The 23,600-nt window shown below is 58.9% G+C and carries 25 protein-coding genes; 11 read left to right on the top strand and 14 right to left on the bottom strand.

Going from position 1 to position 23,600, the window contains the following annotated elements; translation table 11 throughout:
• The first annotated feature begins 66 nt into the window (after window positions 1-66).
• A complete protein-coding gene (locus HY2_RS01770; protein ID WP_233346294.1) occupies window positions 67-963 on the top strand; it encodes a LysR family transcriptional regulator in 897 nt (298 codons plus the stop codon).
• On the opposite strand, the gene HY2_RS01765 is transcribed toward HY2_RS01770, so the two are convergent.
• Window positions 960-1,796, bottom strand: a complete 837-nt coding sequence (locus HY2_RS01765) for a prephenate dehydratase (RefSeq protein WP_034824092.1) — start codon at window positions 1,794-1,796, stop codon at window positions 960-962. The genes HY2_RS01770 and HY2_RS01765 overlap by 4 nt on opposite strands.
• A gap of 160 nt (window positions 1,797-1,956) precedes the next feature.
• Here HY2_RS01765 and HY2_RS01760 point away from each other — a divergent pair, with 160 nt between their 5' ends.
• Window positions 1,957-2,784: a c-type cytochrome gene (locus HY2_RS01760; RefSeq protein ID WP_051594609.1), complete on the top strand. Its 828-nt coding sequence runs from the start codon at window positions 1,957-1,959 to the stop codon at window positions 2,782-2,784.
• Window positions 2,785-2,800: 16 nt separating this feature from the next.
• On the opposite strand, the gene HY2_RS01755 is transcribed toward HY2_RS01760, so the two are convergent.
• Together HY2_RS01755 and HY2_RS01750 are read right to left on the bottom strand one after the other, a co-directional pair.
• On the bottom strand, window positions 2,801-3,643 hold the full coding sequence (locus HY2_RS01755) for a C40 family peptidase (RefSeq protein ID WP_034824090.1): 843 nt from the start codon (window positions 3,641-3,643) through the stop codon (window positions 2,801-2,803).
• 24 nt (window positions 3,644-3,667) lie between these two features.
• On the bottom strand, window positions 3,668-4,054 hold the full coding sequence (locus tag HY2_RS01750) for a MarR family transcriptional regulator (protein ID WP_233346295.1): 387 nt from the start codon (window positions 4,052-4,054) through the stop codon (window positions 3,668-3,670).
• A gap of 134 nt (window positions 4,055-4,188) precedes the next feature.
• On the opposite strand from HY2_RS01750, the gene HY2_RS01745 reads away from it, so the two are divergent.
• Both HY2_RS01745 and HY2_RS01740 read left to right on the top strand, forming a co-directional pair.
• Window positions 4,189-4,668 carry a transcriptional repressor gene (locus tag HY2_RS01745; RefSeq protein WP_051594608.1) on the top strand — a complete coding sequence of 160 codons (480 nt, stop codon included), beginning with the start codon at window positions 4,189-4,191 and terminating at the stop codon, window positions 4,666-4,668.
• A complete protein-coding gene (locus HY2_RS01740) occupies window positions 4,665-5,588 on the top strand; it encodes a thioesterase family protein (RefSeq protein WP_081814869.1) in 924 nt (307 codons plus the stop codon). Before HY2_RS01745 ends, HY2_RS01740 begins: the two co-directional genes overlap by 4 nt.
• On the opposite strand, the gene HY2_RS01735 is transcribed toward HY2_RS01740, so the two are convergent.
• Entirely contained in the window at window positions 5,585-6,778 is a 1,194-nt protein-coding gene (locus HY2_RS01735; RefSeq protein WP_034824084.1) for an amino acid aminotransferase, read from the bottom strand. The two genes, HY2_RS01740 and HY2_RS01735, sit on opposite strands and share 4 nt — an antisense overlap.
• A gap of 137 nt (window positions 6,779-6,915) precedes the next feature.
• Between HY2_RS01735 and HY2_RS01730 the strand changes: the two genes are divergently transcribed.
• Window positions 6,916-7,749 (top strand): DUF1206 domain-containing protein, encoded by an 834-nt coding sequence (locus HY2_RS01730; protein ID WP_034824082.1) that lies wholly within the window; start codon window positions 6,916-6,918, stop codon window positions 7,747-7,749.
• 3 nt (window positions 7,750-7,752) lie between these two features.
• On the opposite strand, the gene HY2_RS01725 is transcribed toward HY2_RS01730, so the two are convergent.
• Genes HY2_RS01725 through hppD form a run of 6 tightly spaced genes read right to left on the bottom strand, consistent with a single transcriptional unit; the run spans window position 7,753 to window position 12,428 of the window.
• Complete coding sequence (locus tag HY2_RS01725; protein WP_034824080.1) at window positions 7,753-8,382, bottom strand: CoA transferase subunit B; 630 nt, start codon at window positions 8,380-8,382, stop codon at window positions 7,753-7,755.
• Window positions 8,382-9,089: a CoA transferase subunit A gene (locus HY2_RS01720; RefSeq protein ID WP_034824078.1), complete on the bottom strand. Its 708-nt coding sequence runs from the start codon at window positions 9,087-9,089 to the stop codon at window positions 8,382-8,384. Before HY2_RS01720 ends, HY2_RS01725 begins: the two co-directional genes overlap by 1 nt.
• A 46-nt stretch (window positions 9,090-9,135) precedes the next feature.
• Window positions 9,136-10,146, bottom strand: a complete 1,011-nt coding sequence (locus tag HY2_RS01715; protein ID WP_034824077.1) for a fumarylacetoacetate hydrolase family protein — start codon at window positions 10,144-10,146, stop codon at window positions 9,136-9,138.
• 42 nt (window positions 10,147-10,188) lie between these two features.
• On the bottom strand, window positions 10,189-10,782 hold the full coding sequence (locus tag HY2_RS01710; RefSeq protein ID WP_034824076.1) for an SMI1/KNR4 family protein: 594 nt from the start codon (window positions 10,780-10,782) through the stop codon (window positions 10,189-10,191).
• A gap of 3 nt (window positions 10,783-10,785) precedes the next feature.
• The gene (locus HY2_RS01705) at window positions 10,786-11,337 is read right to left on the bottom strand and encodes a VOC family protein (protein WP_034824075.1); all 552 of its coding nucleotides are present in this window, start codon (window positions 11,335-11,337) and stop codon (window positions 10,786-10,788) included.
• On the bottom strand, window positions 11,337-12,428 hold the full coding sequence (hppD, locus tag HY2_RS01700) for a 4-hydroxyphenylpyruvate dioxygenase (RefSeq protein WP_034824074.1): 1,092 nt from the start codon (window positions 12,426-12,428) through the stop codon (window positions 11,337-11,339). The genes HY2_RS01705 and hppD overlap by 1 nt, the downstream gene beginning before the upstream one ends.
• Window positions 12,429-12,521: 93 nt before the next feature.
• Between hppD and HY2_RS01695 the strand changes: the two genes are divergently transcribed.
• Window positions 12,522-12,989, top strand: coding sequence for a MarR family winged helix-turn-helix transcriptional regulator (locus tag HY2_RS01695; protein ID WP_034824073.1), 468 nt, complete (start codon window positions 12,522-12,524; stop codon window positions 12,987-12,989).
• Window positions 12,990-12,992: 3 nt separating this feature from the next.
• On the opposite strand, the gene HY2_RS01690 is transcribed toward HY2_RS01695, so the two are convergent.
• The 3 genes from HY2_RS01690 to HY2_RS01680 form a co-directional block, all read right to left on the bottom strand.
• On the bottom strand, window positions 12,993-14,807 hold the full coding sequence (locus tag HY2_RS01690; protein WP_034824158.1) for an SLC13 family permease: 1,815 nt from the start codon (window positions 14,805-14,807) through the stop codon (window positions 12,993-12,995).
• 87 nt (window positions 14,808-14,894) lie between these two features.
• Complete coding sequence (locus HY2_RS01685; protein ID WP_034824072.1) at window positions 14,895-15,881, bottom strand: alpha/beta fold hydrolase; 987 nt, start codon at window positions 15,879-15,881, stop codon at window positions 14,895-14,897.
• Window positions 15,881-16,618 (bottom strand): DUF4197 domain-containing protein, encoded by a 738-nt coding sequence (locus tag HY2_RS01680; protein ID WP_034824156.1) that lies wholly within the window; start codon window positions 16,616-16,618, stop codon window positions 15,881-15,883. The genes HY2_RS01685 and HY2_RS01680 overlap by 1 nt, the downstream gene beginning before the upstream one ends.
• Window positions 16,619-16,811: 193 nt before the next feature.
• Here HY2_RS01680 and HY2_RS01675 point away from each other — a divergent pair, with 193 nt between their 5' ends.
• From HY2_RS01675 to HY2_RS01655, 5 genes are all read left to right on the top strand, one after another.
• Window positions 16,812-17,174: a BlaI/MecI/CopY family transcriptional regulator gene (locus HY2_RS01675; protein WP_034824071.1), complete on the top strand. Its 363-nt coding sequence runs from the start codon at window positions 16,812-16,814 to the stop codon at window positions 17,172-17,174.
• A complete protein-coding gene (locus tag HY2_RS01670; RefSeq protein ID WP_034824070.1) occupies window positions 17,171-19,156 on the top strand; it encodes a M56 family metallopeptidase in 1,986 nt (661 codons plus the stop codon). The genes HY2_RS01675 and HY2_RS01670 overlap by 4 nt, the downstream gene beginning before the upstream one ends.
• A 154-nt stretch (window positions 19,157-19,310) precedes the next feature.
• A complete protein-coding gene (locus tag HY2_RS01665) occupies window positions 19,311-19,754 on the top strand; it encodes a hypothetical protein (RefSeq protein ID WP_112063333.1) in 444 nt (147 codons plus the stop codon).
• A gap of 10 nt (window positions 19,755-19,764) precedes the next feature.
• Window positions 19,765-20,574, top strand: coding sequence for a 3-deoxy-manno-octulosonate cytidylyltransferase (kdsB, locus tag HY2_RS01660; protein WP_034824067.1), 810 nt, complete (start codon window positions 19,765-19,767; stop codon window positions 20,572-20,574).
• Window positions 20,575-20,576: 2 nt separating this feature from the next.
• Window positions 20,577-21,179 (top strand): histidine phosphatase family protein, encoded by a 603-nt coding sequence (locus HY2_RS01655; RefSeq protein ID WP_034824065.1) that lies wholly within the window; start codon window positions 20,577-20,579, stop codon window positions 21,177-21,179.
• On the opposite strand, the gene HY2_RS01650 is transcribed toward HY2_RS01655, so the two are convergent.
• Window positions 21,176-23,554: a sensor histidine kinase gene (locus HY2_RS01650; RefSeq protein ID WP_051594606.1), complete on the bottom strand. Its 2,379-nt coding sequence runs from the start codon at window positions 23,552-23,554 to the stop codon at window positions 21,176-21,178. The two genes, HY2_RS01655 and HY2_RS01650, sit on opposite strands and share 4 nt — an antisense overlap.
• Between the last annotated feature and the right edge of the window lie 46 nt (window positions 23,555-23,600).

Here is a 23,600-nt window from a genome sequence, read left to right as displayed (position 1 = left end):
GAGCATCAAGCCCCTCGCGGAATCGCGCTTATCCGTCTAGGCTGCACCCCACTGGAAGCGGGAGTGATGATGGACCGGATAGATGCAATGCGCCTCTTCGTTCGTGTGGCGGAATCCGGCAGCTTTTCAAAAGCAGCGGTTGCTCTGGACGTGGGCCAACCCACCGTCTCGCGCAGAATACAGGATCTGGAAGCTCAATTGGACGCCGTCCTGTTCCAGCGAACTACGCGCGCCCTCAGCCTGACCGAGGCAGGTGAGCGCTTTTACAAGCGCGCCGTGGATTTGATTGCCGACTATGAGCAGGCTGAGGCAGAGGTGCGCGGTCTGGAGCATGAACCTGTTGGCCTGCTCCGCATCTCATGCTCGAATTCCTTTGCGCGCCGTATCATCATTCCTGCTATTCCTGAATTCGCAGACAAGTATCCCCGCATTCGCTTCGATGTAATCTCGGATGATTCCTTTACAGACCTGGTCGAGGAAGGCGTCGATCTGGCATTCAGGTTCGGGCATCTGGACGATTCCCGACTGATGATGCGCAAACTGGCCGACTCGCCCCAGGCGCTTTGGGCCTCGCCAGATTATCTGGCCCGCATGGGAACGCCCAAGACGCCCGCAGACCTGGAACACCATAGCGCTGTACATTTCCGCAAGGCGCGCCATCCAGACTGGTATCTCACAAAAGAAGGCGAAACAGTCACAGCCAGGTTGGAAGGCCGCTTCATCGCGTCAGGCGGAGACAATCTCGTGCAGGCGGCCGAAGCAGGCCTTGGCATCTTGCTGGGGCCCAAATGGCTGGTTGCCAATTGCGTCACGGAAGGCCGCCTGCAGGCAGTTTTGCCAGACTGGACGACTGAAAACCTTCCCGTGAATTGCGTATGGACCTCCGGACGCCTGCGCGGAAAGACGAAACTTTTCGCCGATCACATCGCGGACGCCCTGAAGGCCTCCATGAATCGCTGCTAGACCAGCACGTATTCCGAAGTCGGGAACACGCCGAGGATTTTCAGGGACTGCGAGAAGAAGCCCAGTTCCTCCAAGGCGAGCTGAACGTGGCGTTCGTCCGGATGCCCGGAAATTTCGGCATAGAATTGTGTCGAGACGAAAGACCCGCCGATCAGATAGCTCTCCAGCTTGGTCATGTTGATGCCATTCGTCGCAAAGCCGCCGAGCACTTTATAAAGTGCTGCCGGAATGTTGCGCACTTCAAACAGGAATGCCGTCTTGGCCGGGCCGTCCCCTGCCTCGATCTCGGCCTGCTCGCGCGACATGATAATGAAGCGCGTTGTATTGTGGGTTGCGTCCTCAATGTCCTCGGCCAGGATTTCCAGGCCATAGACATCCGCTGCCAGTCGCGGCGCAATCGCCGCAAGTGTGGAATCCCCCAGCTCTGCCACTTCACGCGCGGCGCCTGCTGTATCAGCCGACGTTACGCCTTCAATGCCATGCTCGCGCAGGAAATTGCGGCACTGGCCAAGCCCCATAATGTGCGAGCGGGCCTTTTTGACAGCCGCCAGCTTCGTGCCCGGAAGTGCCATCAACTGGAATCGAATCGGCAGGTAGTATTCCGCAACGATCTGCAATTGTGTGCTTGGTAACAGATAGTGGATGTCCCCTACCCGACCAGCAATCGTGTTTTCCACCGGAATCATCGCCAGATCAGCGTCACCACGCTCAACCGCCGCAAAACAATCCTCAAACGTCCGGCAAGGAAGAGGCTCCAGATGCGGATAGGCCTCATTGCACGCAATGTGCGAATTTGCACCAGGTTCGCCCTGATATGCGATCTTGCCCGTCATTTGACGCGCTCCTTTCGGTGGTTTTGTGTGCGTCGGATCGCCGCGACGATAGGGGGAAGCGCCTCAATCTCGCAGCGTTTATATTGTGCGTAACCCGTTAGCGTGCCAAAAGGCGCGCGCCAAGACGTTATGACCAGACAGATTCGAAGGAAGAACCCCCATGGGAGAACTCGGTCTCAATAAGATTTTCGGTGCGCTGCTGGCCACCGCCCTCGGCCTGTTCGCACTGCACGAACTGTCGAATGTCGTATTCAGCCATGGAAGCGAAGGCGGCCATGGTGAAGAACACGCTGAAGCTACCTCCATGTCGGAGCAGATGTGCGCCAAGTTCGCCTACTGCGTCGATATTGCCGATTCGGGCAGCGCCGGTGGTGAGGCAGAAGAGGTCTTCGACCTCGGTCTCCTGCTTGCCAATGCAGACGTTTCCCGCGGCGAGCGTACCTTCAAAGGCCAATGTACCACCTGCCACACGATTGAAGCTGGCGGTTCCAACGGGACAGGCCCGAACCTTCACAATGTTGTCGGTGCCGACAAAGCCCACCATGCAGGCTTCAACTATTCCGCTGCGCTTTCCGGCATGGAAGGCACATGGAGCTATGAAAACCTCAATGAGTGGCTGACCAATCCGGGCTCTTATGCCCGCGGCACCTCAATGTCGTTTGCTGGTCTGCGCCGTGATGCTGACCGCATCAATGTGATCGCATACCTTGCCTCCAACACGGAAAACCCGCCGCCCTTCCCTGAGCCGCTGCCGGCTGCTGAAGAAGGCAGTGACGAAGCCGTAGAGGGCGAAGAAGCCACCACGGAAGAAGGCGCTGCACCTGCAGAAGCAACAGAGGGTGATGCCGCAACGACCGAAGAAGCTACAGCCCCCGCTGACGAAACGGTAAGCGAAGCGGTCGAGGAAGATGCCGACGCGGCAGACGCCACAGCTGAAGAGGCTTTTGAAGAAGAAGCCCCGACACCGACGGAAGAAGAGGGCGAGTAAGCCTGGCGGCGCGGGATCAGGCCTTCCAGGCCGGCTCCGTCCTTCTTTCAGACGAAACATCTATGCGCCGGGCCCCTATGGGCTCGGCGTAATAGTTTGCGATCCGGGTGATCGCGCCCTTTAGTGGCTCCACTGCGACCGCCATATGCCAGGCATTGGCATGCAGGATGTGCTCGGCATCGGTCATGATGCCGACATGGCCCTTCCAGAAGACGAGATCGCCCCGCCGCAGGGCACCAGGCTCTCGCCACTCAGGAATATCCCTTCCAGTCCATGCGTATTGCATGTCGCTGTCACGCGGCAACAGCACGCCCACTGCCTCATAGGCCTGCTGCGTCAGCCCCGTGCAATCCATGCCCACACTCTGACGCCCGCCCCAGAGATATGGCGTACCAAGGAACCGCTCTGCAATCGCGGCCGGATCGCTCTCCATATCTGTCAGCGCTGCTACATGGCGCTTGTGCACCCATCCGGCACGATCTGCATGAAGCCAATCCCCTTCCCGTCCGCTGATGGTCAAGCGCGCACCGAGGCTAAGCAGGGCTTTCGGCGGGGACTTCAAATCCGGGTTTGAATACGCATGGGCCAAGCGCGAGCAAATCTTGTGGGATGGCTCAAACACGGTTTCGGAAAGTCCGTCCAGAAGCGCCCAGCCGACATAACGATCCCGCTGGCACTGAACACGCGCAAAGCCATCCCGACGTTGATCAACATACACAAACTCACCATGCAGAGCCTGCGTGTACAGACGGGCCGCCGGATCGGGGCCTTCATATATGTTCGCAACGGCGGCCGTCACCTGACACGTCTCAAGCTCGCCCTCAGGAAGCTTCAGTCTCTTATCATCAAATTCCGGCATACCGAGCCTCGCCTTGCGGCACCTCTAGGCAGCGGCAGTGGACTTTCCGCTCGCCTTCTTCGGCGCCAGTTCAGAGTCATCCTTGCCGGAAGCTGCGGCAAGAACAAGGCCGGAAAAGGCCCGCAGATAGCTCATTCCGGCAGGTGTGCGCTCAATGAAGATATTGCGCAGATCACTGTCATCCTTGATGCGGCGAATGAAGTCCAGTCGCGACAAGGCATCCAGGGCGCGCGTCACGGCCGGTTTTGCAATATTGAGATGCTCTGCAAGCCCCCGCACCGTGTGCGGGCCAGGCGTGAGGGCAATCGTCATGAGAATGGCCTGCTGCCGGGCCGTCAGGTCTGGCGCATCAGAGCGAACAGACGCCGTTACAGCGCGGCGCCACAATTCCAAACCCTCACGCTCAGACATTCCCATGGCTCTACCCTTGTTTTCTTCGCTTTGTTGGAGAATCTCAGCTGATTTGCGGGGGCCGTCTAGGGGTCCCAGCTGTAAAGCTGGGGACAGGTCTTCACATCCGGCACGAAACGCACGACATTGGGGAGATGACGCACGCGCACGAAGATATTCATGCCAATACGCCCTGCAGCCCGCAGGATGTCGACGCATTCCTGCTGGAGGCCGAAGCCCTTGTGGCTCGTCAGGGCCAGCGCATGACCCGCATTCGACGCAAGGTGTTGCGTCTGCTGCTGGAAAGTGAAGAGCCAGCCAAGGCGTATGACCTGCTGGCCAATCTGGACGGGGAAGGCTCGGCGAAGCCACCGACCATATATCGCGCCCTAGATTTCCTGCAGGATACCGGCCTTGCCCACAAGATCGAGAGCCTCAACGCCTATGTTGCCTGCGGCCATGCCAGCCACAGCCACTCGGCAGTATTCCTGATCTGCGACAAGTGCAATGCCGCTGAAGAGCTGCATGCCACCGCAACAAGCGAAGCCCTGCGAGCTGAAACGGATGCGGCAGGCTTTCACATGAACCGCGCCGTCGTCGAAGTACGCGGCATTTGCCGGGACTGCGCCGCGTGATCACTTTATGGATGGGTAGCTGCAATCAATGGGATTGCGACGAGATGGGGCACATGAATGTGCGGGTCTATCTGGAAAAACAGATGGAAGGCCTCGCCGCATTTTCAGTCAACCTGAATATGGCCCACGCCTTTCGGAAGGACTCCCCTTCCACAATTGTACCAGTTGACCAGCATATTCGCTTTATTCGTGAAGTGCTACCAGGTCGTCCGCTCAGCATGAAGGGTTGCCTTTTGGAAACCGGGGAAACGGACGCCTTAGTGTATCAGGAGTTGCGCCATTCCGACGGCGGACTGGCAGCCGCCATGCGTACGCGCGTTGCGCATATAGATACGACGGCGCGCGAACCTTTTGCGTGGAGCAGCCGCACCCGTGAAGCGTTCGCAGAGCATATGGGCACAGCACCGGAAGAATCTGCCCCGCGCTCTGTCGATCTTTCGCAACCGGGCCTGCCCGTTGAAAAGATTACATTGGACAAGGTAAAATCGTGCGGAGCGCCCATGATCGGCAGAGGCGCGGTGCCGCACCAGCATCTGGACGTCCATGGGTGGATGTATCCCTACTGGATGATCGGGCGCACATCAGACTCCGTGCCGAACTTGTTGTTCGACTGGCGCAAGCGCGTGGCGGAATCGGCGGGAGACCGCCGCATGGGCGCAGCTGTTCTGGAATACCGCATCCGCTATCACGCGATGCCGATGGCGGGAGACCTCTATGAGATCTATTCCTCCTTTGGCGGAGCATCTGGAAAGACACACGCTCTGATCCACTGGATGATGGACCCGACCACAGGAAAACCATGGGCGACGATGCAGGTAACGGCCATTACGCTGGACCTCGACGCCCGCAAGGCGATCCCTGCCCCGCTGGAAATGGTGGAGGAGCTGACAGAGATCGCTCCTCCAGGATTGGCGGTTTAGGCGTCCTTCGCAATAATCTCTGCGATAGCGGGAATGTCTTTCATGCTTAGGCCCGCAATATTGATGCGCCCGGAATTAGGCATGTAGAGACCGCTCTTTTCACGCATGGCCGTGATCGCATCCTTTGACAGCGGCAGCTGGCTGAACATGCCGTTCTGATGCGCCACAGCGCCCAGACGATTGGAGCCCGTCTTGCTGACCAGTTGCTCTGCCAGGGATTTTCGTAGCGAAATCATCCGTTCACGCATCTGAGTGAGTTCTGCTTCCCATTCGGCGCGAAGTTCTGCATCACCCAGAATGGTCGCAACGATGGCGGCACCATGGGCTGGCGGCATGGAGTAGCTGGCCCGCGCCAGAGAGGCGACATGTGTTGCGGCGGCGGCGATGCCTTCGGCAGAGTTCCCAATGGCCATAAAGCAACCCGCGCGTTCTCGGTACAGGCCAAAATTCTTAGAGCAGGAATAAGCGATCAGCGCCTCACCTGCCGTCTCGATGAAGGCGCGCACACCGGCAACATCCTCATCCAGACCATTGGCAAAGCCGTGATAGGCAACATCCAGCATGGCAATCAGGCCACGTTCCTTCACCAGCGCGCCCACGTTGCACCAGTCTTCAACGGTCAGGTCAATACCGGTGGGATTGTGGCAGGGTCCCTGAATGATCAGGCCATCACCGCGCTCTGCCTTGGCGATGTCTGCGAGCATGGCATCAAGGTCCAGCTCTCCGGTTTCCGGATCGGCATAAGCATACTCGCGCACATCCAGGCCCGTGAACTTCACGACGTTCGGATGGTTTGGCCAGGTCGGGTTCGAGACCCAGACGTTCTTCACACCCATCCGCTTCATCAGCCCCGTCCCAAGGAATAATGCGCCACAGCCGCCCGGCGCGGTAAATGACAGGGTACGGCCTTCCTTGATGGCGGCGGAGCCTTTGCCGAACACAAAATTCTCGATGGCGGCGCAATAGTCCGTATTCCCGCGCGGGCCTTCATACACTTTCGTGGTCTGAGACTTAAGAATTTTCTCCTCTGCCTTGGCCACGGCGGACATGACAGGCGTTTGACCAGCCTCGTTCCTGTAGACCCCCACACCCAGATCAAACTTCTCATCGCGCGGATCTACACGATAGGCGGCCATCAGGCCCAGCAAAGCGTCTGGCGGCAAAGCCGAAAGAGTGGAGAATTGAGACATGTGTGCGATCCGTTTCTGGAGTGGAGGAACGCGGCGGACATTAAGCACTTGCCCCGCTCATCGCAACCGCCAGCGGCATGTTTCGGAACCTATACCCAAGCTGCGAATTGATTTGCCACACCCTTGAAAGGCAGCACATGAAGCACACGGCCAATACCGCCCTCGAATGGCTCATGCGTGCAGGGTATGGCGCGCGCGGGGTTGTCTATTTGATTGTCGGCGGCATTGCCTTGTTTGCGGCCATCAATGGCGGTGAGGCGGAGGGGACCTCCGGAGCACTTGAATTTATGATCCGCCAGCCTTTCGGGGTCATACTGCTAGCCATTACGGCAGCAGGGCTGTTCTCCTACACGCTCTGGCGCCTGGTAGATGGCGTGATGGACCTTGAAGATGAAGGCGATGATGCGGAGGGGTACGCGAACCGTCTAGGGCAGATCATGTCTGGCCTGACGCACGCTGCGCTCGGCATTTCAGCCATCCTTATCCTGATCAAGGGCTCAGAAGACACAGGCGGCGGAGGAAGCGGCGCAGAGAATTGGAGCGCGACGCTGATGCAACACCCCATAGGCCGCCTTGTGGTCATCGCCGCAGGCATCACGACCCTGTCTGTCGCGATCTATCTTTTCTATAAATCCTGGGCCGCCGCACACCGAAAGGACATTATCCGTACCGATATGGCCGAAATGCTGGAACCAGCGGTCCGCTTTGGCCTCGCCGCGCATGGCTTTGTGCTACTGATCGTTGGCGGCCTGATCCTGTGGGCAGGCATATCTGCCGATGCTGACAAAGCCGCCGGACTGGGGGAAGCCTTGCAGATACTGGAAACCCAGCCCTTTGGACGCACATTGCTGGCCCTGACGGGCGCAGGCCTGTGCGGATTTGCCGTGTACTGTTTTGTAATGGCCCGCTACCGCATTGTGCCGAAGCTGGCAGGCGACACGCTCAAAACGCTCGCATCGCCTATAGACTGATCCCTACTCGACCAGCGTAGCTTCAGTCCTGGATTTCACTTCTTCCATCGTCACGCCGGGTGCCAGCTCAATCACTTTAAGACCGCCTTCGACGACGTCCATCACGCAGAGGTCGGTGATGATGCGGTCAATCACGCCTGTGCCGGTCAGCGGCAGGGTGCATTCCTTCAGAACCTTGGACTCGCCCTTCTTGTTGGCGTGATCGGTCACGACGACAACGCGGCCAACACCGGCCACCAGATCCATCGCGCCGCCCATACCCTTCACCAACTTTCCCGGAATCATCCAGTTGGCGAGGTCTCCATTCTCGGCCACTTCCATCGCGCCGAGAATGGCCATGGCGATCTTGCCGCCACGGATCATGCCGAAACTGGTCGCACTGTCAAAGTAGACAGACTGCGGAAGTTCGGTGATCGTCTGCTTGCCCGCATTGATCAGGTCCGGGTCTTCTTCGCCTTCATAGGGGAATGGCCCCATGCCCAGCATGCCATTTTCCGATTGCAGCGTAACGTTCACGCCTTCCGGAATATGGTTTGCCACCAGCGTCGGAATCCCGATGCCGAGGTTCACATACATGCCATCTTCAAGTTCCTGCGCCGCGCGGGCGGCCATTTGGTCACGATCCCAGGGCATCAGGCGCTCTCCTTCTTGCGGACGGTCCGCTGTTCGATGCGTTTTTCGAATTCGCCCTGTACCAAGCGGTGCACATAGATGCCCGGCAGGTGGATGGCGTCGGGCTCCAATTCGCCCGGCTCAACAATTTCTTCCACTTCCATGACGCAGACCTTGCCGCAAGTCGCGGCGGGCAGGTTGAAGTTGCGCGCCGTCTTGCGGAAGATCGCATTGCCGGTCGTGTCCGCCTTCCAGGCCTTCACGATAGCGAGGTCTGCGAAGATCCCCTCTTCCAGAATGTAGGTCTCGCCGTTGAAATCCTTGTGCTCCTTGCCCTCGGCGACCAGCGTACCGACACCGGTCTTGGTGTAGAAGCCCGGAATGCCTGCACCGCCCGCGCGCATACGCTCTGCCAGCGTGCCCTGCGGGTTGAATTCCAGTTCAAGCTCACCGGAGAGATATTGCCGCATGAACTCGGCATTCTCGCCCACATAGGACGAGCACATTTTCTTCACTTGCCGTGTCTGCAACAGGACGCCCAGACCGAAATCGTCGACGCCGGCATTGTTGGAATAGACCGTCAGGTCTTTCGTGCCTGCATCGCGGATGGCCGCAATGGCCAGTTCCGGTATGCCGCACAGGCCAAAGCCGCCTGCGGCAATTGTCATGCCGTCAAACAACAGGCCATCCAGAGCCTCTGCGGCTGTTTTATAGATTTTGCTCGCCATTAAGTGCAGGCCTCCCCTTGGGTAATGCTGCGGTGCAGCGAGGTTTCTAGACCTGCTCGACGGTTTGTTCAATGGCACCGAAGATCGAATGTCCAGCCTTGTCGAACATTTCAATGCGCACCGTATCGCCGGGAGACATGAAAGGCGTCTTGAACTCGCCCGTGGCAATCTTTTCGATCATGCGGATTTCGGCGATGCAGGAATAGCCCCGGCCACCTTCCGACACGGGCTTGCCTGCCCCGCCATCGGCATCCTTGTTGGAAACCGTGCCGGAGCCAATCACCGTGCCCGCGCTGAGCGGGCGTGTCTTTGCGGCGTGCGCCACCAGACGTGCCAGACTGAAGGTTGCGTCCTGCGCGGCTTCTGCGCGCCCAAAGGCCTCGCCATTATAGTCCACATGCAGCGGCAGGTGCACCAGACTGTCCTTCCAGGCATCGCCCAGCTCATCCGGCGTGACGGCGACTGGCGTGAAGGCGCTTGGCGGCTTGGACTGGAAGAAACCGAATCCCTTGGCGAGTTCCGCCGGGATCAGGCCACGCAGCGACACGTCATTGCACAGCATGACCAGCTTGATGTGCCCTGCGGCATCTGCCTCGCTGACGCCCATCGGCACATCATCGGTGATGACCGCGATCTCCCCTTCCATGTCACAGCCCCAGGCCGTGTCGCCCAGCGGAATCGCATCGCGGGGACCAAGGAAAGCATCGGAGCCGCCCTGATACATCAGCGGATCATCATAGAAGCTTTCAGGCACTTCGGCGCCGCGCGCCTTGCGCACTAATTCGACATGATTGATATAAGCCGATCCATCCGCCCACTGATAGGCACGCGGCAGCGGGCTTTCGCAATCATGCTCGTGAAAGCGTGCGGTCGGCACGGAGCCCAGCTCGACCTGCTCTGCCAGCTGTTGCAGCTTCGGAGCGTAGACGTCCCATTTGTCCAACGCCGCCTGCAGGGTCGGCGCAATTCCCGCCGCATCTGTGTATCGGGTCAGGTCTTTGGAGACGACGACAAGGCGGCCATCACGGGCGCCATTCTTCAGGGTAGAGAGTTTCATCTTATTCCTCAAAAATTCATGCGGAGTGACTGGTCCACGACCTTAATACATCGCATCCGGAAACATTTGTTGCTGAATATCATCCGAACGGTCGAAATCCCGATCGACATTTCCGTCTTCGTCAATCCAGATAGCATTCTCTTCAAGCCATTTTCGCGCGAGTGTGAAATAGTCGAACAGGCTCGGTGCAAGCGCTGATACGCCGCCCCCATGAAACAACTCGAACACGGCGCCGAATGTCTCTGATTGCGGACTACAGTCGACCAGCATCCGCGATCCATCACCCGGCGTCGCTATTGGAAAGAAGCCTTGTGGCCAGTAGTCTTTGAAAGCTTCGTCTTTTTCCCAGAGGCGTTGCGTGATCATGAAATCATCAAGAGCTTCAGCCTCGGAGAAGAAGTAAAAGCAGCCCTCCAGCCACAACTGATCCAGTGTGGTGTCTTCTGAATTCATACCATCAAACGTACGCCATAACCATTTCACTTCGTCGGGCAACATCAAACCTTTGACCTTCGTTTCAAAGGCCTTACCCGGCGCCGAGCTGCCTTCTCGCAGATGGGCGACGACACCAGCGCCAGCCTTGCTCAACGATTCGATGTAGGTGGAGATAGGCGTATTCGTCTTTGACTCATCCATGCGTCAGCTTTCTTCAGCGATTTTTTCGTGCAGCCACGCAGCATGGCGCGGGGCTTTCTTGGTCTGGCTCCACTCTTTGATCATCGGGTCAGCAACATCTTTCAGCTGAGCCATCTGTTCCGGCGTGCCGATGTCGGCGGCCAGTTCGATGCGGTGGCCATTGGGATCAAAGAAATAGATCGACTTGAAGATGCCGTGATGCGTGGGGCCCAGAACGTCCAGCCCCATACCTTCCAGATGGGCCTTGGTGGCCAGCAGCTCATCCAGCGAGCCGACACGAAACGCAATATGCTGCACCCATTGCGGTGTGTTCCTGTCACGGTCCATATCCGGCTGGGTAGGCAGTTCGAAGAAGGCCAGCACATTGCCATTCCCGGCATCCAGGAAAACATGCATGTACGGATCATGCTCTCCGGTAGAGGGCACATTGTCCTCAGCAATGGCGAGCTGGAAATCCATGCCCAGCGCATCGCGATAGAACTGAACCGTCTCTTTCGCATCCTTGCAGCGATATGCGACGTGGTGAATGCCTTTCAGCGGGGCTGGGGCAGTCATTACGCGTCCTCCGATACCTTGAGTGCTCCGCGCTTGATTTGGTCACGTTCCATGCTTTCGAACAAGGCCTTGAAATTGCCCTCGCCGAAGCCTTGGCGATAGTCACCCACGCGCTGGATGAATTCGAAGAAGACCGGGCCAATCTGCGTTTCGGCGAAGATCTGCAACAGAAGGCGGGCATCGCCCTCTTCCGTGGTGCCGTCCAGCAGGATACCGCGCTCTTTCAGGGCGGCCACATCGCGGCCGTGGCCCGGCAAGCGCTCTTCCAGCATCTCGTAATAGGTGTCCGGCGGCGGCGTCATGAACGGCACGCCCATCTCTTTCAGCTTGTCCCAGGCCGCGACCAGGTCATCACAGATCAGCGCGATGTGCTGGATGCCTTCGCCGTTGAATTCGCGGAGGAATTCCTCGATCTGGCCCTTGCCGCCCTCGCCTTCCTCATTCAGCGGAATGCGAATCTTGCCGTCCGGCGCCGTCAGCGCCTTGGAGGTGAGGCCGGTATATTCGCCCTTAATGTCGAAATAGCGGATTTCGCGGAAATTGAAGAGCTTCTCGTAGAAGTCCGCCCAATACTTCATGCGCCCGCCATAGACATTGTGCGTCAGATGGTCGACCAGTTGGAACCCGGCCCCTTCCGGATTGCGGTCGACTCCCGGCAGGTATTCAAAGTCAATGTCGTAAATATCCAGATCGTCGCCATAGCGGTCGATCAGATAGATGATGGAATTGCCGATGCCGCGAATGCCCGGAATGTGAAGCTCGCTGGGGCCTGTATTCACATGCACAGGCTCGCCGCCTTGCTCCAGCAAATGGTCATAGGCCTGACGGGCATCACGCACGCGGAAGCCCATACCGCAGGCTGCCGGGCCATGCTCGCGCGCGAAATACCATGCGGCGGATTTCGGCTCATAATTGGTGATGAAATTGATCCCGCCCTGGCGCCACAGCTCGACATCCTTGGTGCGGTGGCGCGCGATCCGGGTAAAGCCGATGGTATCAAACACTTTTTCCAGATGCCCTTTTTCAGGGGCGGAAAATTCAATGAATTCGAAGCCGTCGAGGCCGGCTGGGTTCTCGAATAGGTCTGCCATGGCGCACTCCTGACAAGATTTGGATTAGGCTATTTTATTAGTTTCATATGTAACTAATTGACAAGCAGACTTCAACCCTGAAACAAGCGGTGCATGTCTGATGAAGAGAAAAAAGCCCGTCTGCGTCTTCGTGAATTTCTGCCTTACAGGCTGTCCGTTCTCTCCAACACGGTCTCGCGCGGCATCGCCAATCTGTATGACCGGGAGTTCGGCCTGACGATCTGGCAATGGCGCGTCATGGCCGTCACCGGTGACACACCGGGCATCAGCGCCACGGACATCGGCCAGCGCACCGCCATGGACAAGGTTGCCGTCAGCCGTGCCGTCGCCGGCCTGATCGAGCTTGGCTATATGGAGCGCAAGACATCGGAGTCTGACGGTCGCCGGTCGCAGCTTTTCCTCACGCCTGCAGGCCAGGATATTTACGAGATGATCGTGCCCATCGCGCTGGAAGCCGAACGCAAGCTGATGGCCCCCCTGACGAGCGAGGAACAGGCCGAGCTTTCCCGCCTGATGCAAAAGCTGGCAGGCAGCGCCTCTCCGGAGCGGCCGCTCTGGTAGACCTCAACCAAGCGGCCAAAACATCGGAATGATGATCATGGACGCCACGAACATGACAAGGTTGAGCGGCACACCGATCTTCAGGAAGTCAGAGAATTTATAGCCGCCCGCGCTGTAGACCAGCGTATTGGTCTGATAGCCGATAGGTGTGGCGAAACTGGCGCTCGCCGCAAACATCACGGCCACCACGAAAGGGCGCGGGTCGATCCCCAGCTGTGTCGCAAGGCCCACAGCGATTGGCGTCAGCAGTATGGCCGCCGCATTGTTGCTCATGATCTCTGTCAGGAAGGATGTGACGAGATAGAGCACCGCCAGAACGGCCAGCGGGCCAAAGCCTTCGGTCAGCCCGGCCAGATGGCCCACAACCAGCTCCGCCGCGCCGGATGTGTTCATCGCCTGCCCCAGGGCCAGCATGCCGAAGATCAGCATCAGAATGTCCCAGCGGATGGAGCGATAGGCCTCCTGATGGTCCAGGCACCCCAGCGCCACAACAGCGGTCCCAGCAATAATCGCCAGGGCAGCAATCGGCAGGACGCCCAGCGCGGCAAGGCTCATCGCGGCCAGCACCGCAATGATGGCAATCGGTGCCTTGCCCCGGCGAATGGCCCGTTCGGTCGTTTCGGTCAGATTGTTCAAAACGCCATCATCGAACAGCTGGCGCATCCCGCGCGCGGGCCCTTCCAGCAAAACCGTGTCGCCGACATCGAAATGGATCTTGTCCGTATCGGTAATATTCTCTCCGCGGCGATGGATGGCCAGCACATACACGCCATACAGCCGGGCAAGCCCCAGTCCGCCGAGCGGGCGTCCGATCATCCGGGAATGCGGGCCAATCACACCTTCCATGATAACCGTCTCACTGGTCTGGATCGGCTCGAACGCCGGGCGCACATCATTCGCGGCAGAGCCAATGGCGACATGGCCCGTCTCCTTCAGCGTCAGCATTTCCGCGACCGGAGACCTCAGCACGATCCGGTCCCCTGCCCTCAGCACGACCTGCTCCAGCTCCGCCCTAAGCGACAGGCCGTCCCGAAACACGTCGATCACCTTGAACCCCTTTTCAGGCTTGAACCCTGTCTCGGCAATCGTGCGCCCGATCAGCACAGACTCGATGGGGATCAGGATCTGCGCAATGAAGCGCCGCTGTTTTGTATTCGGAAGCAGATCCACGAGCGTCTCCCGGCTGGGCAGCAGGAACGGGCTGGTGATTGCCAAATAGATGGTGCCGACCATGGCCAGCAGAATGCCTGCACCCGTGATTTCGAAAACGCCGAAGGCTTTAAGTCCCAGCTCCTGCGCGACACCATCAACCAGAATATTTGTGGACGTACCAATCAGCGTTGTCGTGCCGCCAAAGATGGAGGCAAAGGACAAGGGGATCAAAAGTCGTGATGCTGCCATACCGAGGGTCCGCGACAGCTGGATCACGACGGGGATGAGAACCACAACAATCGGCGTGTTGTTCATGAAGGCGGACATGACCATCACGCCCAGCATCATCGCCACCAGCGCCAGCAAGGGAGATTTCCCGGCCACGCCGCGCGACACCATCCGACCGGCCACATCAATGACACCGGTCCGCTCCAAAGCCGCCGACAGGACAAACATGGCCGCAATCGTGATCGGCGCCGAATTGGAAAAGACAGACAGGGTTTCCGGAACCGAGAGAATGCCGGTCAACAGCAAGACGCCCATGGCCAGCAGGGCGACTACGTCCGCCGGCAAGGTTTCCCGAATGAATCCGAAGAACACAATCGCCACCAGCGAAAGAACAATCGTGATCTCTACACCTGGCAGGGCCAGAAAATCGGCAGGCATATAGCCGGGCTCCACTTCATCAGACCGGGGATCATATCCAGTCTGACCGAATGGCACCAATCAGCTTTTCTAAAGGCAGAAAGCGTGTCAGCCCGTCCTGCGTCGGCGGACCTTGAGAGAGCGCTCCACAAAGGCGTCTTCTTCCAGCGTAAACCGTTCAACCAGCCGTGCCAGGAAGGCCGACAGCTGGTCGCGTACTTCATAGGGCGCTTCCATGGGCAGGAAGTGTGTCGTACCCCTCACGGCCTTCATCATCATCGCCGGATAGGCCATGATCAGACGCGCCCGGACCTTGTCGCTGATGACCGAATTGCGTGTAGGCCGCAGTATGGTCATCGGAATTTTATGCTTCTTCACGCGGCGCAGCGCGCTCCACGGGCGATTGCGTTGAGCGGCAAAGGTGGCCGCTTCCCATTTCGGATCACACAGCAAACGCCAGGTCTGCTCGTCACTATCGGCCGGTCTGTCGTCTGTCCGCTCCAACCCGTCCAACAGGTAATCCGCCAGGAAGGGCTCCCGCCAGGTCTCGAATGCGCCGCGGCCGGTATAAGAATCCAGCGCCTCACGGAAGGAGCCAAACTCTGCCCGTCGCTTCTTCGCCCGCCGCGACATGTGATTGCCGCGTATTGAGAGCAGGAAGGAAACCGGCGCCAGCACATGCTGCCAGAAATAGACATCCTTCGCCATGATGACCGGGTCTGCCAGAACAAGCCCCTTCACGAGATCCGGGCGTTTGCCCGCCACCATCAGGGCAACACAGCCACCCATGGAATGCCCGCCAAGGATCACGCCGTGCGGCGCTTCCTTCTCCAGCCATTCGATCACATCATCGCGGTGGCGTTTCCAGGATTTCATCCGGCTCGGTTTGGCCGGCAGGGTCGAGCGGCCATGACCACGCATGTCCAGCGCTGCAACGCGCTGACGCAGTCCCAGCGGCGCCAGTAAGGACTGATAGGTCATGCCGTTAAAGCCGGTTGCATGCAGCCAGACCGCGCTGAAAGGCTTGATAGGATCGCCAAATTCAATACCGGCCATTTCGCCGCCGGTGGTGGCTTCGTGCCGGAAACGCCGCATCAGCTATAAGCTCCGAAAACACGGCGCAGCAGGTCAGTCGTTCTGGCAAGCGGATTCTCGCGAATCTTCTTCTCCTCCTGCGCCACATAGTAAAACATGCCGTCCAGCCCCAAAGTCACAGCATAATTGGTCAGCTCCCCTTGAAGGGATGACGTGACACCTCCCACACCATAATTCGAGGCCACTTGCTCAAGAGACGTGAAAGCGCCGGCTTCTGCAAGTGACGTTCTCACATAAGGTGTAAACGCCGCACGTAATTGCGTCTCTGTTCTGGCGCGCAGATAGTCTGTTGCAGCAGTGTCTCCACCCCTCAATATCTGCACGGCGTCCTGAATGGTCATCTGGCGAATAGCTCCCAGGATCAGTGCCTTACCTTCCGGCACAGCCGCCTCGGCAGCCCTGTTCATGCGCAACTCCAGATCATCCAGCGGTCCGCTCGCACCAACCTTCGACAGGGAAGACTGAATTTCACGATAGGTCTTGGGCAGCGGGATACGAATTTTAGGGTCACCAAAATAGCCATTCGGCCGTCCCAATTGCCTGGCCACCTGATTGGTCCCGACCGTCAGCGCCTCACGCAGTCCGGCATCGATTTCCGCCTGGCTGAGCGGCACCTGACTTGAAGGCTGGCCCAGCACATCACCCAGAACGCGTCCAAAATCTCCCGTACTGCCTGTGGTCGCGCACCCTGCTGGCATCAGAGCCAAACAAGCCGCAGCGAGAATAACGCGTTTCATGACGAACCTCCCATGATCGCCCTGGAAACGACGATTCATATGACCGTACTCGACGGCGCCCCCCTTTTGAAGCCATCTCGGCAAGCAATATGCATTGTGTAGAACCTTACGGTCTTGTCACAAGAATCCCATTGACCACACCTGTAGTCATGTGTATCGACTACACCTGTAGTCCAGAGAGGGGATCTACACGATGAAAATATCTGCTGCTGAACTCGATGTGATGAGTGTGCTGTGGGAGAAGCCTGGTCTGGCGGCCACGGATGTCCACGACGCTCTCGGAGACGAGAAGGACTGGACCAGTCGGACGGTGAAAACCCTGCTGGCCCGTCTTGTTGAGAAAGGCGCCTTGCGCACCAAAGAGGATGGCCGACGCTACCTTTATTACCCACTCATTGAAGAGGGATCTTACAAGGCCAGCGCCGCACGCCAGTTTGTTGACCGGGTCTTCTCCGGCCGGGCTGCGCCGCTTGTCGCGCATCTTGCAGATACAAATGGCCTGACCGCCGATGACATTGCCGAACTTGAAAAGCTTCTGGGGGAGTTGAAGAAATGATCACCACACTGAACACCTTCGACACGGCCTATGCCATCCAGACAGTCATCGCCGTATCTGTGCTCTTCGCGCTGGTTCTTGCCAGCCGGCAGTTCATCGCGCGTCAGTTCGGAGCGAGTGTTGCCTACGCCTTGTGGGCCATTCCCGTCATCCGGCTGATCCTGCCCCCCATCTCATCCCCAGTGTCTTTGCCGGGTCTTCAGGGGATCTCTCCTGCGTCCAGCCCGGCAATGACGGGAACACCTGGTGACGCCCCCGCCATTGTTCATTCACCTGAGCCCAATGGCATTACCTTCCAGGTGGTCCCGGCCCCACCAGTCCCAGAGACCATGTCAACAAGCGTGGTGGTCCATTCAACAGACAGCGGATCAACCGGCCTTGCCGATTTGATGGGCTTCCTGTCGGATGGTGCCTTCTGGACCTTTGTCCTAGCTCTATGGGCTGGTGGGGCTATCTATATGATGACCCGCAGCTGGCTTGCTCATCACAGCTTCATGCAGACGCTGCGCCGCGAAGAACAACCAGCTTCTCCTGCCCTGCAGGCCCTGGCAGAGGATGTCGCCCGTCAGGTGGGCCTGAAGCGGATGCCGCAAATTGCGACCAGCTTCGTTTCCTCCGGACCGCTGGTCTCCGGCCTGCTGCGCCCCACCGTTCTACTGCCCGCCTGGTTCGAGCATGACTATAACCCCGTCCAGCAACGCGCTGCCCTGGCGCATGAGCTGACCCACGTCAAACGTGGCGACCTGTGGGCCCTTCAGGTGTCGGAGATTGTTGTGGCCTGCCTGTGGTTCAATCCACTTGCCTACTATGCCCGGCGTGCCTTCCGCACAGACCAGGAAGCCGCTTGCGACAGCGACGTGCTGAATTCGGGCGCAGCGACACCCCACGCCTACGGACAAACCTTGCTCAAGGCGGTGCAGATCACATTGCCTGAACGCCTGACTGCAGCAGCCAGCCTGCCCCTGACCCACGCTTTGAAAGAAAGAATGATCAGAATGACCAATCCAACTCCTTCCCGCTCCCGCCGCCTGATGGGCGCTGGCCTGGCTGGCATCCTTGGAAGCGCCGCGCTTGTAGTTACGGCCTGCACGACAGCAACCGCCGAAGAAAAAACTGCAGAACTGGCAGGAGAGAGCACATCCGAAAGCCTGATGCTGGAATCCGGAACGGTCTATATCAACGGCAAGAAGATCGAAGACCGCCAGGTCGTTCTCCTACGGGATCCAATGGACGGCCACGGCCTGCCCCCGGGCCTTGATGAAGAGATCAAGACCCTGACGCTGAAGATTGACGCAGAGACTGCTCAATTGGACGAACTGCTCGCCGACATGCCCGAAATGGAGTTTGACTTTGAAGGCTTTGATGAAGAGCTGAACCAGAAGATGGAGTTTGCCTTCAACTTCACTGAAGAAAACATGCCGAAGACGGATGAAGAGTGGGAAGCATGGGCCAAGCGCATCGAGGAACAGGCCCGGGAATGGGAAGTGCGCGCTGAAGCCATGTCCGCCCAGGCCGAAGCGGTCGCTGCCCGCGCCGAAGAAAAAACTCAGGTCTGGGTGGCGCGCATGGAACCCCGGATTAAAGAAATCGAAGCCCGCATCCAGGCCCATGCCGCTGAACTGGAGACGCGCATCGACACCGAATATAGCGATAAGCTGAGCGCCAGTGTCGAAGGTACACACCTTGCCCTGACGGACCTTATCGAGGAATGCAAGGATGCCAAACTTTCAGACGGTGAAACCCGCATCATGGAAAAAGTGGGCGGCAAGGCGCATGACGGCAAACCGGTCAAGGTGAAGATCGCCTGCGTCAAAGGTGGCCCCGAGGCACTCAAAGCCAGCAGCACGCTGAACGCAGTGATGTCCAACCCGAAGCTGGATGAAAAAGAGAAAGAAACCTTCCGCAAAAAGGCCGAAGGCAAAAGCAAGTCCAAATGGGAAATAACAACCAGCCACTCTTCTACCAGCAAAACGGAAGACTGATCCCCCATCGGGTGTTGCACGGAACGCCCGTTGGATGTCGGCCCCGGCGCAGAAAATGCGCCGGGGCCTTTTTCATGCGATTGCACAGGAATGCTTTGCGCCTGCACCGCGCCCCGCTAGGGTGGAGCGGTCTGGTTCAGCCTGGAGATACCGCATGAAACGCCTGTTTGTTATTCTGGCCATATCCGTCGTGCCGCTTGCAGGCTGCGCCACCACGCCCAAGCCGTGCACGCAGGAATGGGTGGACTACAAGACAGACCGCATCCTGCGGAAGTTTGCCTCTGAAAACCGCACCATCATCAACGATCTGCGCCGCCTGACCAATGCCGAGGGAGACCTCAACACATTTGCAACGCTGCAGCTGATGTCGCGCGCCGATGATCTTCAGCGCTTTGCCGACAGCTTTCAGACCATCGTCCTGCCGGAACTGGAACAGGCAGTCCAGGAATGTGGCAGCAGGGAGGAATTCGTGCCGGCCCTGACAGGCTTCCTGCGCGAGGAAGGCGTCAGCGAGGAAGCGCTCGAATGGGTCGCGCCTATCATTGGCCTGATGCAGGACATGCGGGATGACGTAGGCAACCGCTCGCAAAACATGTAACACGGCGCCCATGAAGACCCTGATTGTCGTTCCCGCCCGCTATGGCTCGACCCGCTTTCCGGGCAAGCCGCTTGTTGAAATCGCCGGCCGCACCATGGTCAGCCGCGTGGCCGCCATGGCCGCCCGGGCTGCCAAAGCGCTGGAAAACGCAACAAGTGTTGTCGCAACCGATGATGAGCGTATCGCCAGCCATTGCCGGGAGCTGGGCATTCAGGCTGTCATGACCCATCCTGATGTTCCCTCGGGCACAGACCGCGCGCTGGCCGCAGTCGATGCGCTCGGCATGACACCGGAAGTCATCGTGAATTTGCAGGGCGATTCCCCGTTCACACCCCCAGACCATGTCGTGGCTGTCGCGAAAGCGGCGGCAGACTCCGGCGCCGATGCCGCGACGCCCTATGTACGCCTTACCTGGAAAGCACTCGACGAGTTCCGGGAACACAAGAAAACGACACCCTTCTCCGGCACCACCCTGGCCCATGACAGCAAGGGTCGCGCGCTATGGTTCTCAAAGAATTTGATCCCGGCCATCCGCAAGGAAGCGGCACTGCGGGAGAAAGGCCCTCTCTCCCCAGTCTGCCGGCATATTGGTTTGTATGCTTACCGCCTGCCTGCCTTGCGCAAATATGTCAGCCTGCCGGAAGGGCATTATGAACAGCTCGAAGGCCTGGAGCAGCTGCGCTTCCTGGAGAACGGGATGAGCATCCAGTGTGTCGAGGTGGAGCCGGACCGCATCGCCATACCGGGCATTGACGCCCCGGAAGATGTCGCCCTGGCCGAACGCCTGATCGCCGAGCATGGCGACCCGCTGGAGGCATAGGCATGACCCGCATCTATGTCGTCCGCCACGGCAACACATTTGACAAGGGGGATACCGTCACGCGCGTCGGTGGGCGGACAGACCTGCCCCTGTCCTCTTCCGGGCAAGCCCAGGCAGACGCGCTGGCAAAGCACTTCTCGGACATTTCTTTTCAGGCGGCCTTCTGCTCTCCCCTGCAACGTACGCGCGCGACAACCCGCGCGATGATCGGTATGCGGACCGGATCACCTACCCTGCTGATCCTGCCTTTCCTGACAGAGATCGATTACGGGCCAGACGAAAACCAGCCGGAAGACAAGGTCCTCGCGCGCCTTGGCGAAGCAGCCCTGACCGCGTGGGACGAAGATGCAATTCCCCCGCAAGGCTGGCTTGTGGACCCGGAAGCGCTGAAGGCTGCCTGGACGGCTTTCCTGCACCGCGCCGCGACGCTGGATGAAGACGCCAACATTCTTGTTGTGACATCAAACGGCATCGCCCGTTTCCTGCCGGATGTCATCACCAACAAGCCAGAGAGTCTTGATCGCAAACTGAAAACCGGTGCGTGGGGAGAGGTGGAGATCACCGCAGGCGAAGCCCGCATCACGGCCTGGAATGTTCGCCCTTAGGCAACGTCGCGGGCGTCTTCTTCCACATCATCTGGCAGGCCGCTTATCGGCAGCGTGAAGGCGACAGTCGTGCCCTCGCCTTCAATGGAGGACAGGATCATCCGTCCACCATGCATTTCCGCAAAAGATTTGGTCAGCGCCAGGCCCAGCCCGGTGCCCTCATAATTGCGGTCCTTGCTGCCGGTCACCTGTTCAAACGGCGTGGCAAGGCGCGGCAGGTCTTCCGCCGGAATCCCGATCCCCGTATCGGTGACGCCGACATAGATGTCCGGACCGCGCTGTTCGACACAGACGGTGATCTTGCCGCCCGCATCGGTAAACTTGATGGCATTTGAGACAAGATTCAGCACCATCTGGCGGATCGCGCGGTGGTCTGCGTCGATCTCCGGCAGGTGCGGCTGGGTATCCAGAACCAGTTCTATTTCCTTGTCTTCTGCCTTACGGCGGATCATCCGCACAGCTGCATCCACGGGATCGACCGGATCGATCGTCTGCGGATCAATCGTCATCTTGCCCGCCTCGATCTTCGCCATGTCGAGGATGTCATTGATCATGTCGAGCAAATGCTGCCCCGATGTCAGAATGTCCTGGGCATAGCCCTTGTAACGCTCGTCCCCAAGCGGACCATACAGCTCATTCGAGATGATCTCCGAGAAGCCATTGATGGCGTTCAGGGGCGTGCGCAGCTCATGGCTCATATTCGCAAGGAAGGCAGACTTGGTATGCGCAGCATGCTCAGCCTTGGCCTTCTCTTCGGAATATTTGCGCGACAATTCACTCGCGCGCCCTTCAGAGCGCTCAAGCTCCAGAGCGGTCTTGCGCATCTGCGCCGTCTGGCGCTTCAACTCTTCTTCATTACGGACATTTTCCGTCACATCGACACCGACCGAGATCAAGCCTGCATCGGCTGTCGGGCGTTCAACCATCTTCAGCCAGCGCCCATCATTCAACGCAACAAGTGTCGTCTGCGGATCTGTGTCAGACGGCTGCTCGGATCTCAGAGCGCCTGCCCTCGCAATCATCACCGTCTCGTGTCCCATTCCTGCCCGCAGCGTACCTTCCAGGCCGAAATCCAGCGCGAAGGCCCGGTTCCAGTAGAGCAGCCTGCGACGATGGTCCCACAAGGCGAATGGCCCGTTGAAGCCTTCAATGGCGCCGCGCAGACGACGCTCGGCCGCTTTCACGCGATCTTCCGACTGCCGTCTTTCCGTAATGTCCAGAATAATCCCGCCAAAGACACGCGTATGATCATCGCTGATCTCTGTGACGCTGCCGCGCAGCTCCATCCAGCGCGCAGGTTGGAAGCTGGTCATGAAATGCGCCTGCACCCAGCCGATCTCCTGTCCCTTCCGGAAGGCTTCACGGATACGGTCACGATGCTCGGGATGCACCTGATGCAGCAGGTCTTCAATGCTAAGCTCGCCATGGCCACGCATCCCCATCAGTTCCGACGCGCCATCGCTGAGGTAGACCGCATTGCTTTCATGCGACCATTCCCAATAGCCTGCTCGCGCGCCATGCATGACAATATTCATGATGCGGTTCACTTCATCATCGCGAACCTCATCCATGATCACTTCCTCTTCCCGATGGGTGAGGCGCGCCATCAGGCCGGTAATGGCGAGAACCGGCGCAGCCAGCAGAAGCCCAAAGATTAGAATACGGATCAAATCATCTAGGGTAAAGAGAGGGGCCTGCTGACTGGCACACAACACCAGCCCCGCGCCGTCCACGGGCGCGCACCCTGTCGCAAGACGATCAAGGCGGCCAACTGACGTAAACCCGGTCTCAACACCAGGTGCCATCGCTTCCTCGCCATTGCCAGCCCGCTGCGCCCCGTCGATCAGGGTCAGGCGCCTGGCGGAAGAAACGGGCGGCAGCCATGTTCCTGCAGGCGCCAGCGCAAGAACAGAAAGGCCCTTGCCGGTCTCGCTGATGACAACAATATCCCCCTGCTCGCTCAGGCCAATGCGGCGACCTTCTTTCAGCAGGGCCTCGCCCGTCCGGGCGGCCTCTTTGAGGCGGCTGCCATCCGGCGCAGCGTCCGCATCCGTCAGAGTGACAACCGCATCCACCCCCGGCGTCGCGCGAGCTACGGCAGAGCGTGACGCGCCCGTATCCGCAATCAGGCGGATCGCCATTTCCGCCGTATCGGCATGTCCGGTCAGGCTGGCGGCAATTGCGCGGGCTTCGGCCTGCAGGTGGCTGAGAGACGCCTGATCAGCTGTCTGGCGCTCATCCCAGGCTTTCAGGCCAAGTGCCCCCGCCATCAGCAGGATGATGGCGGCAATGGTCCATTTCAGACGCGCAGAATCACGCTCGGAAGACGGCTCCGAACCCGGTTCACTCTGGGCTGTGGCGTCTGTCTGCGACAAGGCACTTCTCACTTGCCCATTTCGTACAAAAACAAGGGCTCAGCTT

The organism is Hyphomonas pacifica (genome assembly GCF_000682675.1).
GTDB classification, from domain to species: domain Bacteria; phylum Pseudomonadota; class Alphaproteobacteria; order Caulobacterales; family Hyphomonadaceae; genus Hyphomonas; species Hyphomonas pacifica.
This window is presented reverse-complemented; position numbering and strand designations above follow the sequence as displayed.

What these genes read in the sequence shown, in the direction of transcription:
- HY2_RS01725 (WP_034824080.1), bottom strand. Translation starts at nt 8,382, where the DNA reads ATGCCCTGGGATCGTGACCAAATGGCCGCCCGCGCGGCGCAGGAACTT.
- HY2_RS01765 (WP_034824092.1), bottom strand. Translation starts at nt 1,796, where the DNA reads ATGACGGGCAAGATCGCATATCAGGGCGAACCTGGTGCAAATTCGCAC.
- HY2_RS01690 (WP_034824158.1), bottom strand. Translation starts at nt 14,807, where the DNA reads ATGCCTGCCGATTTTCTGGCCCTGCCAGGTGTAGAGATCACGATTGTT.
- HY2_RS01705 (WP_034824075.1), bottom strand. Translation starts at nt 11,337, where the DNA reads ATGACTGCCCCAGCCCCGCTGAAAGGCATTCACCACGTCGCATATCGC.
- HY2_RS01695 (WP_034824073.1), top strand. Translation starts at nt 12,522, where the DNA reads ATGTCTGATGAAGAGAAAAAAGCCCGTCTGCGTCTTCGTGAATTTCTG.
- HY2_RS01730 (WP_034824082.1), top strand. Translation starts at nt 6,916, where the DNA reads ATGAAGCACACGGCCAATACCGCCCTCGAATGGCTCATGCGTGCAGGG.
- HY2_RS01680 (WP_034824156.1), bottom strand. Translation starts at nt 16,618, where the DNA reads ATGAAACGCGTTATTCTCGCTGCGGCTTGTTTGGCTCTGATGCCAGCA.
- HY2_RS01670 (WP_034824070.1), top strand. Translation starts at nt 17,171, where the DNA reads ATGATCACCACACTGAACACCTTCGACACGGCCTATGCCATCCAGACA.
- hppD (WP_034824074.1), bottom strand. Translation starts at nt 12,428, where the DNA reads ATGGCAGACCTATTCGAGAACCCAGCCGGCCTCGACGGCTTCGAATTC.
- HY2_RS01735 (WP_034824084.1), bottom strand. Translation starts at nt 6,778, where the DNA reads ATGTCTCAATTCTCCACTCTTTCGGCTTTGCCGCCAGACGCTTTGCTG.
- HY2_RS01715 (WP_034824077.1), bottom strand. Translation starts at nt 10,146, where the DNA reads ATGAAACTCTCTACCCTGAAGAATGGCGCCCGTGATGGCCGCCTTGTC.
- HY2_RS01750 (WP_233346295.1), bottom strand. Translation starts at nt 4,054, where the DNA reads ATGTCTGAGCGTGAGGGTTTGGAATTGTGGCGCCGCGCTGTAACGGCG.
- HY2_RS01710 (WP_034824076.1), bottom strand. Translation starts at nt 10,782, where the DNA reads ATGGATGAGTCAAAGACGAATACGCCTATCTCCACCTACATCGAATCG.
- HY2_RS01720 (WP_034824078.1), bottom strand. Translation starts at nt 9,089, where the DNA reads ATGGCGAGCAAAATCTATAAAACAGCCGCAGAGGCTCTGGATGGCCTG.
- HY2_RS01685 (WP_034824072.1), bottom strand. Translation starts at nt 15,881, where the DNA reads ATGCGGCGTTTCCGGCACGAAGCCACCACCGGCGGCGAAATGGCCGGT.
- kdsB (WP_034824067.1), top strand. Translation starts at nt 19,765, where the DNA reads ATGAAGACCCTGATTGTCGTTCCCGCCCGCTATGGCTCGACCCGCTTT.
- HY2_RS01745 (WP_051594608.1), top strand. Translation starts at nt 4,189, where the DNA reads ATGACGCACGCGCACGAAGATATTCATGCCAATACGCCCTGCAGCCCG.
- HY2_RS01655 (WP_034824065.1), top strand. Translation starts at nt 20,577, where the DNA reads ATGACCCGCATCTATGTCGTCCGCCACGGCAACACATTTGACAAGGGG.
- HY2_RS01665 (WP_112063333.1), top strand. Translation starts at nt 19,311, where the DNA reads ATGAAACGCCTGTTTGTTATTCTGGCCATATCCGTCGTGCCGCTTGCA.
- HY2_RS01770 (WP_233346294.1), top strand. Translation starts at nt 67, where the DNA reads ATGATGGACCGGATAGATGCAATGCGCCTCTTCGTTCGTGTGGCGGAA.
- HY2_RS01675 (WP_034824071.1), top strand. Translation starts at nt 16,812, where the DNA reads ATGAAAATATCTGCTGCTGAACTCGATGTGATGAGTGTGCTGTGGGAG.
- HY2_RS01760 (WP_051594609.1), top strand. Translation starts at nt 1,957, where the DNA reads ATGGGAGAACTCGGTCTCAATAAGATTTTCGGTGCGCTGCTGGCCACC.
- HY2_RS01755 (WP_034824090.1), bottom strand. Translation starts at nt 3,643, where the DNA reads ATGCCGGAATTTGATGATAAGAGACTGAAGCTTCCTGAGGGCGAGCTT.